A 17,423-nucleotide genomic window follows, 5' to 3' on the forward strand; every position below is an offset into this window, starting at 1 on the left:
CAGCGGTAGGAATAAGGAACAGGTCGTCTAGGGTGGTGACGTACATATCCTCCTCCAGCTTGGGCAGCTGGCCGGTCACCGCGGTGCTCTGCCGGGTGGCCATGAAGGGGGGATAAATTTCGGTATATCCTCGTTCCTGGGTATGCAAATCCAGCATAAAATTGATCAGCGCCCTTTCCAGGCGGGCGCCTCGACCGGTGTAGAGCGGGAATCCCCGTCCGGCAATCCGGGCTCCAGCCTCGAAATCCACCAGACCAAGGGAAGCAAGCAAGGCCAGGTGATCCCGGTTGCCGACGGCGATTGGATTCACATCCCCCACCGTGTCTACCAGCCGGTTACAAGTGGGATCGGGACCCACGGGGACGGACGGATGGGGCAAATTGGGCACCCAGAGGAGGCGTTGGTGCAGCTGCTCCTGAAGGTCCTGAATCCGTCGATCCAGCTCCTTGATTTGTTGAGACAGATCACCCATCGAGGCGATTTTTTCGTCAGCTGGCTGGCCAGTCCTTTTCAACTGGCCGATTTCCTGCGAAACCCGGTTGCGCCGGGCCTTGAGCGTCTCCACCTGAGTAATAGTTCGACGCAACCGCTCATCCAGGGCCAGAATCGCATCCAGTTCACTGTCGTCGGCACCTCTGTTCAACATACCCAGGCGAACCAGATCCGGATTCTGGCGGATAAATTTTAGTGAAAGCATCGGATGATCGTTACTTCAATTTGACCATGCTCTCGTCGAAAACCAGGGTGCACTCCTTCCCCTTACTCGGAGGCAGTCGACACTGCCTGATTAGATTAATTTAACTTATTAAGTTAGTGACCCTTACCCCTTATGACCACCCAAACGGTCATAAGGAGGATTTTCAGGTCGAGTCTGATGGAGATGTTCTCAATGTAAAAGAAATCGTCCTTCAGCTTCCGACGGACATCTTCCAGGGAAGAATCATAATTCCCCCGTACTTGAGCCCAACCGGTGATCCCCGGTCGCAGCTGCAGGCGACGATAGTAGTAGGGGAATTCCTCAATCAACCATTCCACAAAATGAGGACGCTCAGGCCGGGGACCTACCAGGCTCATATCGCCTTTCAGGGCGTTCCACAGTTGGGGCAGCTCATCCAGACGGAACCTCCGGAGAAACCGGCCAAAGGGAGTAATGCGGGGATCGTCGGCTCGTGCCCACACCGGGCCGGTGCGCTCCTCCGCGTCCTCTAACATGGTTCGAAACTTGTGCATGATGAAGCGCCTGCCGCGGTAACCCACCCGCTCTTGAGAGAAAATAGCCGGGCCCAGGCTGGTAAGCCTAATGATAATCCCGGTGGCCAGCATAAGAGGAGCAACGGCCAACAGTCCCACACCCGCGACGACAATGTCAATGACCCGCTTCACAAACACCTGGAGGGGGGTGACGAATTCCGGGTTGATCTGGACCAATGGCAGGCCGTAAATATGTTCTGTCTTGGCCAAACCGGTTACCGCTTCGTACATGTCCGGGAGAATCTTGATCTTGATAGGCTCGCCGTTGATAGTGGACATGAGCTCGAGCAGAGATTCGTGTTCCGGCTTCTCTAAAGTGATGATCACCTCATCTACCTTCAGATCATGAATGAGTCGGGGCAAGGCCTGCAGATCACCCACTACCGGCTGGACATCCGAATGACGGGGTGACGGTCCGTTCTCAACAAATCCCACCAGGTCGTAGCCCAGTTTGGGATGGGCCATGATTTGACGGCAGACCTCCTGGGATCGTCGGTTAATCCCCACAATCAGGGTGCGCTGGGTTCCGAGGTTGAAACGGAATAAATACTTCTGCACTGACCTGATAAACCAACGGTAAAGGATGCTTAAGATACCAAAGAGGAGCGCCAGTTTGACCAAATCGCGGGGTCTCATAGGCAAGGCGACTTCGAACATAACGTCGATCACAATCATCACGATCGTCAGGACAACGATAGTGCGCGCCACCTGTACCGCCTCGTCCACTCGGGAGCCGGTGCCATCAGGGGTGTAACGCCCTAACAAAACCAGTGAAAGCCCTATAGCGGCTGCGAAGGCCAAAATCCAGGGATTGACAAGCATCCTGGTGATGTCGGGGGTGGTGAGCTGGAGTGCCAAGCTGAAACTGATCAGATCGCCGAGTACGAGCAGACCAACAATGCTGGTATCCCAATACTTTCTGGATAGCATATACGATCCCCGTTATTGTTACAACCGAATACCCCTTACCAAGCTATTAAAGCCAATTCCTCCTCTGGTTATTTAGGGTCAAAGGGCTCAGGTGCCACTTTCTGATTCCGGGAGATCGAAACCATCTACGATTGGTTATTAGTTTCAATCCCTCTACGCAATCAGGAAAATTCCGAAGTGTACCCAAACGAAATGCCAGAATAGTTTGAGCATTATTTCCGGTCATGTCTAATAGCACTTCTCAATCTCCACTTCCGATATCGTTTTACTACCCTCGTACAATCACTTATTAGAATCAAGGTACCAATGAATCGTTTTCTCGATCCCCTCCTCAAGCGTGAACTGCTGATGAAAACCGAGGGATCTTATCTTCCCGGCTGGATATTCACTATGCATATGAAACTTTCTAAGTCTGCTGGTATTGATCTCGAAATGACGCCCCAAAATTTTTCCCAGAGCATCGATCCCATATCCGCACAGAATGGCAACTGGGTAAGGAATACGGAATGCTGGAACCCGCACTTGAGCCTTATCCGAAATCAATTCGACAAGTTGCTTTACCTTGAGCTGCGGCTCATCTGAATAATTGTAAATCTGAAGGCCTGGCGCCATACGATCCATGAGAAACAGCGTGGCAGCGACTAGATTTTCTACATATGCAACAGACTTGATATTCTCTCCGCTTCCAATCCACATAAATCTTCTACCATATACCCTGCTTATCAGCCTAAAAGTATTGGCATAGTTCTCAGGCCCAAATACTGTTGTCGGTCTGATGACAATAGCTGCTCTACGGTGGTCTTCAATGATCCATGACTCAACTTCAGCTTCAGCTTCGAGTTTTGACGCTCCATATGGTGTTGATGGGCGCGGTACGTTTTCTTCGGTTGCAATACCCGGCTGGCCGTAAACTGCCGCCGAACTGAAGAACACAAACTTGCTAACTCCTCTGTTGGAAGCACAGTCCAATACTGTACTGGTTCCAGCCTTATTCACTTCGAAATACTCAACTTCAGGAATCCCGTTATCTTTATGCTCGGCGGCTAGATGAATGACACACTCCACACCCTCGATTGCCTCGCGCAGGGCTCTCCTATCGAGGATACTGCCTTGAAAGAGTTCATAGTTCTGCTCATCATGCGGCCTGGGGTTAGAGTCAAAGCCGGAAACGACATGCCCAGCTTCAAGTAAGGCCTTCGTCAGAAATGAGCCGATAAAGCCTTCACTACCTGTTACGAGAATCCGCATTGGGGTAACAATCTTAGATTATGAATTGATCAGGTGAATATTGCATCAAGCATCATATCCGCCATGATATCCCGGTTATAATATTGTTGAACGGCTCGATATCCATTTAAACCTAGTTTCTTTCGCAGATTACTGTCGGAATACAACTTGAGGATGGCCTCCTTCAGTTTAGTGCTATCTTCAGGTTCGATTACCAGACCGCAGTCATGCTTTTCGACCAGTTTCGAGCCCTCCCCTTTCCGCGTCGCAAAGATCACTGGTCTTTTCATCGCTAGGTATTCGAACATCTTCGCCGGAACTGAGGTTTCAAATAGTTGGTCGCCCTTCAGTATCAGCAAACCCACGTCTGAGATACTTATGAGCCTTACAATTTCACTCCTGCTCTGGAACGGCATCAGGGTGACGTTTTTTAATCCCAACTCTTCACATCTTTCCTGCACTACATTTTTATTTGCACCGTCACCCACCAGGAGAAAATGAATATCTTTATAGGACTCGACTGCCTTTGCTGTATCCAGGATGATATAGAGAGCGTAGAGCATTCCAAAAAAGCCGATATACGAAGCGACAAACTTGCCGGCTAGCGGGTGATCTTGGATTGAATTGGAGGAAACACTCCGGAAGAGCTCAAGGTCGGCAGCGTTCGGAATAGTCGTCACCCGATTCGGATGGGCCATCATCAAGATATAAGTACGCTGAAAACCAGTGGTAGTCACAATCCCGTCAGCGGCGCGATACAGAAACTTTTCCAAACGCTCCATGATACCAAGAAGCAGTCGGCTCTTTATAACATTCAAAGCAACCACTTGGCCGGGCCAGAGGTCTCGTATCTCAAGCACAAATGGTTTCCTTTTAGCCTTGCTTATCAATGACCCTGCTATTCCACAAAAGATTTGGGGGCTTGTTGCTAGGACAACATCAAAATTTCTAACGAAGAAGGAAGCGACAATCGCCATAAACGCAAAGAATAGATAATTGGCCGCTCTCTTGCTAATACCGATGTGCGGTATTAAAAAAGTCTTCACTCTGATCACGTTAATGCCATCAATAGCTTCCCGCGATAAAAACCTGTTCGTGTAGCCTGGAAAGAGCTTCCCCAGCGGGTGGTTTGGATTGTTGGTGATCACGGTTACCCTCACACCTTTTTTCACCCATCGCTTGGCGTGCTCGTAAGTTCTGGAAGCCGGAGCATTCACCTCAGGTGGAAAATAGTGAGTCAAGAACAGGATATGTCTACCCATACTCCCGGGATAATTGTTTGGACCGTGCTTACCCAACTTCCGTCGCGCCCTTATCTAACATATTCATCCAGAACCTTAACAATGCGTTCTGCTGCGTGTCCATCCCACAGTTCCGGGATTCTACCCTGATTCTTTGGTCCATTCACGATGGCCTCAACAGCCGCTACGATCTCATCCTGAGCACAGCCAATAAGGCGATTAGTGCCAAGTTCAACCGTAACAGGCCGTTCAGTAGTGGGCCGGACAGTTAAGCATGGGATACCTAAATAAGTAGTTTCTTCTTGAACACCACCGGAATCTGTCAGTACGACGGTAGTATCATTCATAAGGGCCAGAAAATCGAGATAACCCTGGGGTTCCATTGGGAAAAAGTTGGGGGATCTGGTTATAAAATCCCTTAATCCGAATTCATCAATACGCTTAGAGGTACGTGGATGCATGGTGAAAACAACAGCTATACCCTCCGTCAATTTCGAAAGGCCACTGAGTAATTCCCTTAAATTTTCTGGACTGTCAACATTGGCCGGGCGGTGAAGAGTGGCCAACATATAAGGCCTATCCTGAAGGTTTATGTTGGCACGAATATTCCGCTGCTGTGCCTTGGTAATATTTACCACCAGACTGTCGATCATGACGTTGCCGACGAAATGAATTCGCTCGGGGCGGATACCCTCACGCTGCAAATTATCGTCTGCATCCCGCGATGGGGTGAAGAGCAGAGTCGCAATTTGATCAGTGAGCACTCGATTTATTTCTTCAGGCATAGTCATGTCATATGACCGAAGACCCGCCTCTACATGGGCAACGGCTACTCCCAATTTTGCGCAGACAAGTGTGCAAGCCAGTGTAGAGTTTACATCCCCCACCACTAATACCAAGTCGGGCCCAAGTTCTTGGACAATAGGTTCAAAAGCCAACATTACAAGCGAAGTTTGTTCGGCATGTGTTCCGGAGCCAATCTTTAAGTAAACATCTGGTTCTGGCAAATCAAGATCCTGGAAAAATATCTGGGACATGGAAAAATCGTAATGTTGTCCAGTGTGGACGAGCACCTGCTCAAAATGACCGGGGTATTTCGCCATCGTGCGCATAATGGGAGCAATCTTCATGAAATTCGGTCTTGCTCCTGCTACGTGCATTATTTTCAACATTCGCTTCTCTACAAGAAATATTCTAGTTAATTCAATAGGCGTTCTTCGTTAAAAAAAGATCGGTACACCTTCACCAGCTTTTTCTCTTCATTTTCCCAATTAAACAGACTTTCAATGACCTTCCTTCCATTCTCTCCCATTTCATTAGCGATATGATCGTTTCTTAGTAATAATTCTATCGCTCTTGCAATCTCATCAGGATCTTTTGGATCTACACAAATACCACAATTATACTTCTCAATTACGTTTTTCCAAGCTCGGAAATTAGAAGCAACTACTGGTATCCCGGCGGACATATATTCAAACATTTTCGTAGCTCGAAGATCACCATGATTTGGACATGGTAAATAAGTCAATATGCCTATTTTTGAGATACTCAATATTTCGGCTACTACATCCCTCTCGACCCAATCCCACTCCTTTACTTTATACCAGCCTTTACATTTCATGAGCTCTTCACGATATGCCTGCGAGAAATATTTCCCTGCCAGATTAAGAACAACATCTTCTATTTTTTCCAACGCCTTTAAGACTTCAAGCAAACCTCTAATCCTGGTAATGCCGCCAATGAAACATATTTCATTTTTTCTTTCCTGCCACTCAGTCTTGGTGAATAACTCATTAGCCAATGGGAAATTATGAATAATTTCAGTCATTGGATTTATCTTCTTAAATCGCTCATTTAAAAGCGGCCCAGCGGTAATTAACAAGTCAAGCTTTTTAGCAAAAGTATTTTCAAATATTAAGAATAATTTTGATAGCGGTTTCCTTAACAGCTTATTTATCCACTGTTTATTTAAAATTTGAGCAGGATAGTCTTCATGTATATCATAAATGACTTTTTTCCCCCGTACCTTGGCCAGCCATCCAGCCGGCAAGAGTTCCGGATCATGAAAATGAAAAACATCAAATCTCTGTTGGAGAGCGGCCTTCATTACCAGGCCTATGTGCCTGAACCTCAAGCCCAACGATTTCGCGCCCGCCCCCTGACTTGAACTGTTCACCGGGAGCAGCTCAACGCTCACCAGTCCGTCGGGAATTGTCGGCGTACTAGGTACTTGAACTGCGATCAGGTGGACATTGGTAACCTTGGCGAGAGACAAAGCCTCCTTGTAGTAAATGCGTACATCGTTCCAGCGATGGACAGAAGAGACCATGAGTACTTTCGCTTCACTCAGTGTCATTGGATAGCCACTAATGAACGCAGCCCCACCACCCAATCGGAGCGGGCTTTGATGAAGAACAGGCTAAAGGCCGCCAAAAGTGCAATCCCCCCAATCATTAAAGAAAACAAGCCCGAAACCAGGATACTGAGGGCGTAGAGGAACAACAGGGAAACGATAGTGGCGCCCAATACTGTCATTAGATAAGCGGGACTAAGGAGACTGATTCCGTATATCTTGTGAGCATAGTACAGGCTCCCGACGGCTGCCGTCAGCTGACCGGCGATGAAACTGAAAAGGCCGGCGTCGAGGCTCGGCAGGCCGATCGATTTAAGGCTATAGAATACCAGTAGCAAAGCCAGGGCGGCTGACATATAAGTAATCGAATTGTATCCTCTGGTCGAGGCCGCATCGATCGGGGAACGGAATGCCACAAGCAACAGATAGAAAGGCAAAGCCAGAATTATGATCTTCAGCACGCCGGCACCCGATCCGCTTTCACCTCCCAACCAGATATTCAGTATTGCCAGACTGTTCAAGGACAGAAACAACGCCAGTGGGATGCTGACAAACAGGAGCGTCTTGCCCATTACTTCCAGCCCGTGTGCAATGCGGGCCTTCTGGCCAGCCGCCAGAGCTTTCGATACCCGTGGTAAAAGGACGATTCCCAAAGGTCCCAGTACCAATAGAAAAATCCGTATCAGGCTTATTCCGGAATTGACATAAGCAATTTCAGCCTTGCTGACATTGCTAAGAATTAGCAGTGGGACGCCAGCCATAAGGATAAATTGTGCCAGAAATCCCGGAACGCGTTGGAGCCCATAAGTCAATAATTGCCATGTCTTCCGCCACTCTATGGCATAACCACCTGCCCCCATTCTGGCGATAAATACCGCCGCTGAGAAGATCATTGTTCCGAGGCCCATCCCAAATAAAAGGAACGGCACTCCTCGATCACGGAAAATGAAAAATATGGTTATCGGGACGATCCCAGTACCTGTTAACTGGAGCAGATTGGCACCGAGCATATTCAAATAACCCCGCAACAAGCCGTATGTCAGGAGCTGCATTGCGTACCCGACCGCGAAAACAAAGAATGGGAATACCAGGTGGTAGGGGAACCCCCGTAGTATGCCTAGATACGGAGCTGTAGCTGCTAGGCCGATAAGGGGAATGGTCAACAGGACAAAAAGCCATAGGACGCCAATTCCAAAAGCCCGATCATCTTCTCTGGCAAGATAGTATGGCAGCCCGAGGTTCATTCCCAAAACAAGCACACCCAGCAGTTCGAAGGCAGTACGACGAACCAGGAGAAATTCACCCAGGGCATCAATCCCCATAACTCGGGCGATAAGACCATTGAGGAGAATAACACCGGCCAGCACGCCCACACCATTAACTATCGTGATGAACACATCTACCTGAAAAGTGGACCGATGGAATAGGGGATTTATTCGCATCAGGTGCTTAATCCTCTGAATAGCCTCAACGATAAACCGTGCATTGCATAGAATGGAGTCCTATCACGAAAACGATGGCAGGGCCCTGGTTTGGGCTGTGATAATGGGGCCTGCTGATAAGACCCAGCGCATTGTATTCAATGCAGCTATCAATAGCAGCAGGGTGACAATGCCGAATTGAATTATGATTCCCACCAGACCGCCTATCGCCAATAATCCGGAAGCCACGAAAAGAAACGTATAAAGGACTAGACGAAGAAGATTCTTCCTACCCCGAATAAAGGTGATATACACACTCTGCATAACGAATCCTACTAACAGTGAACTAATCCAAACACCTCCCAAACCAAAATCAGCGTAGAGCTCTCCCCATAACATTGTTGATGCCGTGCCATTGCCGTAGACGCGATATAGGGCATCAAACAGCCAACGTGTAAAACCGACATTAGGGCCAGGCAGAAGGCCCTTCAAATCGCTGAGGATGGCTTGTCCACCGAAAAATGCGAAGTGCTCTGGAAACATCTCTAATATTGAGTATAGGACATCTACATTGACCATAAAAATCCGAGTCACGACCCAATGCATAGCGATGGCCAGATTTTCAGAACCCCTGATATAGGTGAGAGAGCTAAAGAGAGCTAATGTAACGATAGCAAAGAATAACGCATGAGCAACCCGAATCCGGCCTATATAACTAGCATAAACGACATAGTTCATAATAACGAAAAACATGAGGGGCCAGCGTTGCAGGGACATGGTCAGGAAAAAAGTCGTAATGATCCCGAGAACTATCCACAGGATAAGCAATCCTGCTCTTCGATAATGAAGATATTTAGAGCCCACATATATGGTAACAAAGGGCAGAATAACGATATAAAACTGCTGGAAATAACCTTGATAAAAATATTGGCCAGCTCCTCGCCCATAGCGTGAATATTCGGCCCGGGCAGTCACTGCCAATTCGTACACATTTTCCCTTCCCTGAGCCATCAACGCTTCTATGAGAGGTAGTGTCCCTCGGCTATACATAAACCACATGGACATGAACAAGGCCACTATTCCAACCAGAGCAATGAATATGGTATCACCTGGTAGGTCGTGCACATCCCTCCAAGGAGTACGCCGGAAAAGGTTCAATTCTCTACGTGGAGAAAACCTGAAGGAAATGGCTGCGAACAAAACCCCCAGCACAAGGGCCAGAATCCCCATATGGATGACCAGATAAAAGGTGTAATTACGGTCGCCGCCGCCATAACTCACACCTTCGCCATTACTGAAGAAAAGAATTAGCCCGCCGATGTAGGTGAAGATAGTAAATAATAAAAAGAAGAGGGTAGTAGGAGTAATAATGAGGCCCCCGGCCTGCCGCACCAGTACATATGCCGACAATCCGTAGATGACAAGGGAAAGAATTAACAGCACCGTATCTTCCCCCAGACCTAGGATCAAACAACCCAGGAAGCCAAGAACAAGAGATGCCAGAAGAACCCAGCGGCTAACCGGCAATGCAGCCTGCTGTCGCTGATTGATCCTTTCAGGTATTCCGGTGATGATCACCTTTTTCGCTTCATCCATCGGGTTAATTCCCGGTATTGCTCCGGGTGTTCAATCTTCGTGCGGCGGAAAAAGTCCAAAACGAAGGCAATGATCACCGTAAAGATGGTCATGAGCACCCCCGTCGTAATCACCATAAAAGCCCTACGCGGAGCTGATCGGAGATCGGGTACATCGGGATAATCCAAGATATTGATAGTGGGGATATCCTGGGCTTCCCGAAGCTTAGATTCCTCATATTTCGTAGTGATGAACTTGAATATTTCTGATTGGAGTGCAATACCTCTGCGGAGACGCAGGTATTCTTTCATTAAGGTGGGCAGATCACGGTCATAGCCAAGCAGAAATCTCTTTTCATCGTTATTACCACCGAAGCTGCTTGCAAAGGCCGACTTTGTGGCGTGCAATTCAGACTGCAGGCTCTTGATTAGTGGGCTCTCTGGTCCCAGCTTCGCTTCAGCCAGAGCGTATTCCAGTTCCCGTTTTATTACCTCAGCCTCAAGGACAGCAGCCGCCTCGAAAGTTGCTATAAGCTGGGCATCAACAATCGTCACATCATTATCTTCCTGGAAGCGGCTCAGGCTATCTTCCACGGCTGCCAGCTCCCTGCCAATTTCTTCTCGCCTTTCTTCAATGAACTCCCGATAATTCCTTGCTTCCTGTCCCTGATATTGACGATTAAGCAAATCCAACTGCTGAACGATCCCGAGAGCCACCTGCTGGACGAATCGTCTAACCGATTCTTCTCCAATCTTACCGAAAGAGAACCAGCTGGTATTGTGATCGAAGGAGAGTTCCAGCGTATTGTCTGTGGTGATGGTCACGGTGATGTGCGCGGCCAAACTTTGCACCGCCTGATCCATATTTCCGGCTTTGTATACCTCATCCAGATCGAAATTTCTAACGACATTCTCCTTGAGAGTTCGACTCTCCAAGATGGCTTTCAATAAAAATATCTCGGTTGATCCCCGTCCCAATCCAAGGCCGAGCAGATTCCCAGGGATTGCTTCATAAATAGTCAGCGGCGAGCTTTCGCGGGTAGGCACGATAACGGCCTTACTTTCAAAAGTCTTAGGCATTATCAAGCTGTAAATGGCCATCATCACAGCAGAAATCAGGACCACCCCGACAATGAAGCCTCGCCACCGGACTAGAACACCCAGATAGTCCAAAACCGATGGGTACTGTTTCTGTGGGTCAACGACAGTCATGGGCATCTCCTCGCGATATCATGGCTGACAATATAACGGATCACGGTGCAAGATTGACCAGTATCGAATGTGAATTCATCATCTCGCACTCGCTGCCAGGTATGCCAGGTAAATATTCAGAAACGTGAGGGCTGCCTGGATCATTCCCAGTTGCCCAAGAAATACACTGCTGAATGATCTAGGTACATAGATCGTATCACCTTCCTGGACTTCCGTAGCCTTACCCTGAAGGGTTTGATCATTGGCTCTAATGACTTCCATCTGGCGTAAAGACCCATCACGATTTGCACCCCCAGCAAGCACAATATACTCTTCGGCTTTCAGCCCGGGCTGAAAGGCGTACTGTCCCGGCTTACGAACCTCACCTATCACTGAAACACTCGCGATACAATCGATATACACAACATCACCGGGCTGCAGAGTGAAAGTGGAGAATTGATCAGCCGAGATTACCTGGAGCACTGATGATTCATGGCCCTGCAGACGCTGGAGGGTGATATTAGTTAAGTCAGCCTGGGTGCCAGTAGAGATTCTTTTAATGAAGTAGGCCACGGTCTCGTTGGGTTTCACTGCATAATAGGCTGGATTCACCGCCAGTCCGCGTACCGATACCAAGTCTCCCTTCACATCACCATAAGGTACAATAACCTGATCGCCCTCCTTCAAATACGGATTTTGGCTTAGGTCGCCATCATGGTAATAGCTGGCCAGGTCAAGAACCTGATTACCTTCGGAGCGGCGGACCAATTGAATCCGATGGAGGGCTGCATTTGGCTGAATCCCTCCTGCCAGGTTGAGCAAGTCCGTCAATCGGGATAGCGGGGTTACCTCATGAAAGCCGGGGCTCTTCACCGCCCCGGAAACGCTCACGCGGATTTCACGGATACCATATAAAACACAGCTGGCTTCATATGCAGGGTAAAACTCCTTAATAACCGCAAGTACCCGCTTGCTCGCATCCTCGGCGGTCAAATCCGCAGCTGCTACGGCTCCGATGCCGGGCAAGACGATTATACCAGTAGGGGCTACCGTGACTAATTCCAAGTATGGCTCCGAGCTCAGAATAGACACGATAAATCTGTCCCCCGGACCTACCATATACTCAGCTGGTACAATGGTATGTTCGAGTGCCGTGCCTTTGACTGGGATCTGATAGGGGGGCACGATTTTCTCTTCTGGCCTGGTTTCGGCCTGGTCCCTGTCATCAAACAGCCGGGTCTGGCCTACGACCATGCTCGCCATAACCGCCACACCTATGAGCATCTGTCCTACTTTTCGAAACATATCAGAAACCTCCCCCAAGCTGCCGCCATAGAACTGAATTCTATCCGCCAGCCATGGAAACAATGGATGATACTGACCGGATATTTCCTAAACACTGGAGCGATATATCGTATAGTTCCAGATAACCCTAACAATAAAAAAACCGAATGCCGCTACATTCGGTTTCCACTCAACCTCGTGTAAGGGCAAACTTGATCGATTAATAAAGAGTTAAAAGATCAATTACCCTTAACGAAGCTGTATATGCGCCTCCTATATCCTGATAACGATTATATAGTAAGTTATATGTCTAAAACATGGATGTCAATCACAACCGCTCTATATGAGACCTGCACGTCGGCGGATTGCCCATTCCAGGCCCAATAGTAGAACCAATACTACTACTAGATGAGGGAACTGCCATAGGGAGAAATTATACTCCCGGGCAACTGTTCTGGCGGAATATGCCAATCCTGAGAGGAGTTGTTGCACTCCTGGTAGTTCGGTATACCTGCCACCGGTAGTTCGGGCTAGCCGTTGAAGGCCATAGCGATTTTGAATTAATGACTCCAGTTCCACTCGCCCGGCTTGAACCTGAAAAGCGATGCCTGACCCCTCTGCATCCGATTCCTCTTCTTCGGTAACTCTAACACGATAAGGGCCGGACTCACCCGGCCAGAATTCGCCGACATATTCCCCCGCATCAAAGTCATAGGCCAGGGACACCAAGGATGTGCTCTCTGAACCCTGGACCTCTGCCGTCAGGATTGGCTTGAGCATCTTGATCCCGGCTCGATCGCGCATGATCCCCCTTAATAGCACCTTCTCACCCAGGTGATACTGTCTACGGTCAGGTTGAATTACATACGGCGAGAAACCTTCGGGTTCCAGTTGCCACTCGACGAGCGCGTTAAGAACATCAAGAAGATAATTTTTCCAGCCGGTGCGGTTGAGCTTCAGATGAGTTGAAGCCAGGGCTGGTAACAGCAGGATCCCCTTTTTACTGCCGCCAGCTATGCCGAAACTGATCACATGTCGTCCCTGCTCATCCACGAGCACTGCTGTCATAGCCCTATTGGTTTGGGGATTGAGGATATGTATTAGAGTGGACGGTGGAAAATCAATCCCATACTGGTCCGGTAGCGCCTCCCGGAGGCCGTCCAGTGCCGGTTGAGCTACAGTCTGAAACCGATGCAGCCTACCAGAGCCATCCCTGTCCTCCTCTACCTGCAGACCCAGCGATCGCATCAGGCGCACAAACTCACGGTTAGAATTGTCTGGCCCTTCGACCACCAAAATGGGCGTTCGATCTCGTCGCAGCTTGGCTAAGAGCCGATCCATCTGTTCCCCTAGAAGGGAAGTGGTGGGATAATTATCAAGGATAACCAGGTCTTGCGGGGTGGACCAGAATTTAGATTCTTGCCCCTGCCAGTTGCCGCGCAGGAAAATGAGGTGATCCACTACTGCATGCTGGGTCTGACTCACCACCTGCCTGATAAACGCTGTATTCGGGGAGAGCGCACCAGTAAGAATGGTGATTTGTCGGCGGCCGGGCAACACGTCGACCTGGAACTCGCGCCGATTATTCTCAATGGTAAGTTCCTCAGGGAGCACCATGAGTTCCACCCGGAAGTGAGGGGCATCCAGCCGGCCCACAACCGGCGCGCTAAAAGTCTGGATGTAGTCCTGGGATGAAATACGGATTTGTTCCGAATGGATCAACTGGTCTTCATGGAAGACGAAAAGCCGGCTGCGTTTATTGGCCGCATTGCTGGCCTTGACCGTGACCTGTACCCTACCCTGCTCCTGTTCCAGCAGCGACAGGGGATAACGGACATCAAGAATGCTGAGGTCCAATCCGGAAGTAGTGTCCCCGATACCTACGGCAAAGATCGGCACCCCGTAGATATCCCCGATGGCACTGAGATCCAAACCGGCCGTTGCGACACCATCGGAGAACAGAAAGCCCGCTTGCAGGTCGCCGGCTTGCCATACCTCCGCCATGGGACCGAAATCCGTTAAGCGTTCATCGGGTAGATACTCAAAGCGGAGGTTACTCTTGGGAGTCAACCTTTCACCGAAGGTCATGATTAACGGTTGATAGTTATGTTCATCGGCCCACTCAACGACTGACACTACCTGGGAATACACGGTGGAAGCGGCAGTGTTGGGGTGATTCGCCATGCTCAGGGAGTTATCCAAAAAGATGCCGATACGGGGCGCGACAAGAACCTTTCGGCTCCATTCAATCCTGGGATCAAAGAGTAGGAGCACCACCGCACCCAGTAAAAGAGCCCGCACAGCAAGGATCCCGCCCCGGTAGCTTCTGGGTAGTGGCCGCAACCATATACCATATACCAATAAAAAGACCACCAGGCCCAGGAAGGCCACTAGCACCAAGCCCCAAGGCAGCCCCGACTGCAGCTCAACCTTGGGCATGGTCGGCAAGGCTCAAATTAGGATTCACTTCCAGATCAAGGTTAGACCGAACCCCAGCGAGCAGGCGCATATAGCCGGCCATGGCAATCATGGCAGCATTGTCGGTGCAAAATTCCAAAGGTGGATAGGAGATGGTGAGGTTGTCTGCTTCGGCCCAGGCGTCCAAGCGGTGGCGCAGGCGCGCATTGGCTGACACTCCCCCTGCAATGCAGATCCGACTTAACCCCGTCAGTTGTACACTTCGTTGAAGCCGGTCCAGGAGACTATCCACCACCGCTTCCTGGTAAGCAGCAGCGATGTGCTGTCGGCGTTCACGCAGGGCCGATGCGTTGAGATTTTTCAGGTAGTAGAATAAGGCTGTTTTCAGCCCGCTAAAGGAAAAGTCACATCCCTTTGATCCCTTCAAGGGTCTGGGAAAATCAACGGCCCGTGGGTCGCCACCCCTGGCAGCAGACTCAATGGCGGGACCGCCCGGATATCCCAGGCCCAACAAGCGGGCCCCTTTATCAAAGGCTTCCCCAGCAGCATCGTCCAGAGTACGCCCCAGCAGCGTATATTGCCCCGGGCCATCGACCCGCCAGAGATGAGTATGCCCCCCGCTGACAAACAGGCAGAGATAAGGATAGCTGTCGTCGGTCGGTGGTCGCTCAAGAAAATTGGCCCATAGGTGGCCTTCCATATGGTCTACTCCAACCAGCGGCACGTCCAGCGCTTGGGCCAGTCCCTTGGCAAAATTAAGGCCTACCACCAAGGCTCCGGCCAGCCCCGGGCCATAGGTTACGGCAATGCCATTGAGGTCCTGGAGCGAAATGCCAGCGGCGGTCAAAGCCTGATCTACCACTGGCACAATATGGCGTTCATGTAGCCGGGAGGCAACTTCGGGCACCACGCCCCCATAGGGGGCATGAACCATCTGGGCAGCTACAATATTGGAAAGCAGGGAGCCATCAACCACCACCGCCGCCGCCGTCTCATCACAACTACTCTCAATGCCAAGGACGATCACGGCGTCGGACGGGTTGTAATGATCTCCAGCTGTTTGGGTACCAGGTCGCGGTATTCCAGGAGATTCGGGCCCAGCCGGACTTGCGGTTCCACCATCAGGTTCGTAGGTGACCATTGGCTCTGGTAGTCGATAAACACCTCCACCGCCTCATCGTCCAGGTTGGCAAGATAGTCGACCCCACCAGTGACTGTTAAGGCCACTGATGAAGGCCCCACCAAGACACTCAAATTCCCGGGGACGTTCATCACTTTCACCGGCACATCGGTAAGCCGGCGTTCCCCGATCATCTGGACATCCACACTCAGGGTGACATTCAATGGCTCAATGGCCAGAATTCTTCCCGGGGCCGGGTGCCAGAGTCCGACCGTAATCTCAAGTGGTTCGGCCACCATACGATAGGTGCGCCGGCTGGTCAGCACTTCATTCACCTGGTTGACAGCCTCGGCCGCGCCCCTGACAAGGACTTGGGGAGGGGTAACAACGATCTCGCCGACCTGGGTATAGCCCGGCGCAATATCGATAGTGATCTGCGGTCGTACCAGCACCCACTTTTCCTTATAATCACTCAATACAATCTGGATGCTGTCAGGCTGCACTACCTCGACAAATTCGAGGCTTTCCCGAATACCAGGAATAGGTATGGAGATGCGTTGGGGATTTCGGCGGAGATATTCATCCAGATAGAAGGTGTATCGCTGCCGCACCATCACCAAATCAAGCACCAGCTTGGACTTGGAAAACGGGAGGAACAGGTACAGTTTGGCTAACGCGCGACCGGTTCCCTTGAAGCGTATAGTGGCGGTTTGGGGCGCCTCCTGGCTGAGCGTCTTCCCTTCCTGGATGTTCCTGATTTCTATGGGAAATTCAGCGTTCGCCTCGAATTGACTGTTGCTGATGGAAAAGAACCATAGTATAACAGCCAGCCCTACAGCGACCAGTTTATAGATCAGGTCATGGTAGATAGATTTTCGCTTCGAGGCAGCACGCGCCATAGACTTCCACTTCTATCCCTGGGAGCATTTTAATATAACAAGGCAATACGAAGCTCGAGGGGTATTTGGGTCAGCTTCGCCCGATAGCTTTGCTTAATTGATTCATTGCAGATATCTAATATTTCCAAGAGCTTATCAACGCTGCTTTATACAGTCTTCTTTTCCACCTTTTCAGGTGTCTCCACTTCCTGCTGCTCAGCCTTCGCCGAAGCCTTTTTCTTTGGAGCCTGCTTTACTGATTTCGAGACAGCTTTACTATTTTTTTCTTCGACGGTCTCTTCACTGCTCTCTAAAGTGGCGGTCTCCGCACTCTTGCCCGCTTTTCCCTTAGCGGCCCTGGCAGTAGCGGTTTTCTTCCGAGTGGCTGAAGCTTTCTTTTTAGGCCTGGCCTCCTCTACAGGTACCTCTTCAGGCTGCTCCGTTTCATCTGCAACGGCTTCTGCAGCCAGGACAGCTGGGGCCTTCTTCTTCCGCTTGGGTACTGCCTTCTCTTTCACTTCAGTCGGCTCCGCGG

14 protein-coding genes are annotated in these 17,423 nt (G+C 50.0%); all 14 read right to left on the reverse strand.

Annotation, left to right across the window (positions count from 1 at the left end):
• On the reverse strand, nucleotides 1-697 hold a 697-nt coding region (locus ACETWG_11365), incomplete at its 3' end, for a serine--tRNA ligase (protein ID MFB0517185.1).
• A 113-nt stretch (nucleotides 698-810) separates the two neighbouring features.
• Nucleotides 811-2,181 carry a sugar transferase gene (locus ACETWG_11370; protein ID MFB0517186.1) on the reverse strand — a complete coding sequence of 457 codons (1,371 nt, stop codon included), beginning with the start codon at nucleotides 2,179-2,181 and terminating at the stop codon, nucleotides 811-813.
• Nucleotides 2,182-2,463: 282 nt separating this feature from the next.
• The gene (locus tag ACETWG_11375) at nucleotides 2,464-3,429 is read right to left on the reverse strand and encodes an NAD-dependent epimerase/dehydratase family protein (protein ID MFB0517187.1); all 966 of its coding nucleotides are present in this window, start codon (nucleotides 3,427-3,429) and stop codon (nucleotides 2,464-2,466) included.
• A gap of 29 nt (nucleotides 3,430-3,458) precedes the next feature.
• Nucleotides 3,459-4,670, reverse strand: coding sequence for a glycosyltransferase family 4 protein (locus ACETWG_11380; GenBank protein MFB0517188.1), 1,212 nt, complete (start codon nucleotides 4,668-4,670; stop codon nucleotides 3,459-3,461).
• Between the two features lie 50 nt (nucleotides 4,671-4,720).
• On the reverse strand, nucleotides 4,721-5,821 hold the full coding sequence (wecB, locus tag ACETWG_11385; protein ID MFB0517189.1) for a non-hydrolyzing UDP-N-acetylglucosamine 2-epimerase: 1,101 nt from the start codon (nucleotides 5,819-5,821) through the stop codon (nucleotides 4,721-4,723).
• A 26-nt stretch (nucleotides 5,822-5,847) separates the two neighbouring features.
• Nucleotides 5,848-7,005 (reverse strand): glycosyltransferase family 4 protein, encoded by a 1,158-nt coding sequence (locus ACETWG_11390; protein MFB0517190.1) that lies wholly within the window; start codon nucleotides 7,003-7,005, stop codon nucleotides 5,848-5,850.
• Entirely contained in the window at nucleotides 7,002-8,444 is a 1,443-nt protein-coding gene (locus ACETWG_11395; GenBank protein MFB0517191.1) for a hypothetical protein, read from the reverse strand. The genes ACETWG_11390 and ACETWG_11395 overlap by 4 nt, the downstream gene beginning before the upstream one ends.
• A 63-nt stretch (nucleotides 8,445-8,507) precedes the next feature.
• The gene (locus ACETWG_11400; protein MFB0517192.1) at nucleotides 8,508-10,019 is read right to left on the reverse strand and encodes a hypothetical protein; all 1,512 of its coding nucleotides are present in this window, start codon (nucleotides 10,017-10,019) and stop codon (nucleotides 8,508-8,510) included.
• Complete coding sequence (locus ACETWG_11405) at nucleotides 9,998-11,209, reverse strand: Wzz/FepE/Etk N-terminal domain-containing protein (GenBank protein MFB0517193.1); 1,212 nt, start codon at nucleotides 11,207-11,209, stop codon at nucleotides 9,998-10,000. The genes ACETWG_11400 and ACETWG_11405 overlap by 22 nt, the downstream gene beginning before the upstream one ends.
• A 78-nt stretch (nucleotides 11,210-11,287) precedes the next feature.
• The gene (locus tag ACETWG_11410) at nucleotides 11,288-12,493 is read right to left on the reverse strand and encodes an SLBB domain-containing protein (protein MFB0517194.1); all 1,206 of its coding nucleotides are present in this window, start codon (nucleotides 12,491-12,493) and stop codon (nucleotides 11,288-11,290) included.
• 318 nt (nucleotides 12,494-12,811) lie between these two features.
• Nucleotides 12,812-14,911, reverse strand: a complete 2,100-nt coding sequence (locus ACETWG_11415) for a hypothetical protein (protein MFB0517195.1) — start codon at nucleotides 14,909-14,911, stop codon at nucleotides 12,812-12,814.
• A complete protein-coding gene (tsaD, locus tag ACETWG_11420) occupies nucleotides 14,898-15,917 on the reverse strand; it encodes a tRNA (adenosine(37)-N6)-threonylcarbamoyltransferase complex transferase subunit TsaD (protein MFB0517196.1) in 1,020 nt (339 codons plus the stop codon). The genes ACETWG_11415 and tsaD overlap by 14 nt, the downstream gene beginning before the upstream one ends.
• Nucleotides 15,914-16,909 carry a YbbR-like domain-containing protein gene (locus tag ACETWG_11425; protein ID MFB0517197.1) on the reverse strand — a complete coding sequence of 332 codons (996 nt, stop codon included), beginning with the start codon at nucleotides 16,907-16,909 and terminating at the stop codon, nucleotides 15,914-15,916. Before ACETWG_11425 ends, tsaD begins: the two co-directional genes overlap by 4 nt.
• Nucleotides 16,910-17,055: 146 nt before the next feature.
• Nucleotides 17,056-17,423 (reverse strand): hypothetical protein (locus ACETWG_11430; protein MFB0517198.1); only part of this gene is annotated, 368 nt, incomplete at its 5' end.

The sequence above is a fragment of the Candidatus Neomarinimicrobiota bacterium genome (genome assembly GCA_041862535.1).
In the GTDB taxonomy this organism is placed as follows: Bacteria; Fidelibacterota; Marinisomatia; order SCGC-AAA003-L08; family TS1B11.

Excerpts from the sequence above, each read along its gene's own strand:
- ACETWG_11370 (MFB0517186.1), bottom strand. The coding sequence starts at position 2,181 with ATGCTATCCAGAAAGTATTGGGATACCAGCATTGTTGGTCTGCTCGTA.
- ACETWG_11375 (MFB0517187.1), bottom strand. The coding sequence starts at position 3,429 with ATGCGGATTCTCGTAACAGGTAGTGAAGGCTTTATCGGCTCATTTCTG.
- ACETWG_11380 (MFB0517188.1), bottom strand. The coding sequence starts at position 4,670 with ATGGGTAGACATATCCTGTTCTTGACTCACTATTTTCCACCTGAGGTG.
- wecB (MFB0517189.1), bottom strand. The coding sequence starts at position 5,821 with ATGTTGAAAATAATGCACGTAGCAGGAGCAAGACCGAATTTCATGAAG.
- ACETWG_11390 (MFB0517190.1), bottom strand. The coding sequence starts at position 7,005 with ATGACACTGAGTGAAGCGAAAGTACTCATGGTCTCTTCTGTCCATCGC.
- ACETWG_11395 (MFB0517191.1), bottom strand. The coding sequence starts at position 8,444 with ATGCGAATAAATCCCCTATTCCATCGGTCCACTTTTCAGGTAGATGTG.
- ACETWG_11400 (MFB0517192.1), bottom strand. The coding sequence starts at position 10,019 with ATGGATGAAGCGAAAAAGGTGATCATCACCGGAATACCTGAAAGGATC.
- ACETWG_11405 (MFB0517193.1), bottom strand. The coding sequence starts at position 11,209 with ATGACTGTCGTTGACCCACAGAAACAGTACCCATCGGTTTTGGACTAT.
- ACETWG_11410 (MFB0517194.1), bottom strand. The coding sequence starts at position 12,493 with ATGTTTCGAAAAGTAGGACAGATGCTCATAGGTGTGGCGGTTATGGCG.
- ACETWG_11415 (MFB0517195.1), bottom strand. The coding sequence starts at position 14,911 with ATGCCCAAGGTTGAGCTGCAGTCGGGGCTGCCTTGGGGCTTGGTGCTA.
- ACETWG_11425 (MFB0517197.1), bottom strand. The coding sequence starts at position 16,909 with ATGGCGCGTGCTGCCTCGAAGCGAAAATCTATCTACCATGACCTGATC.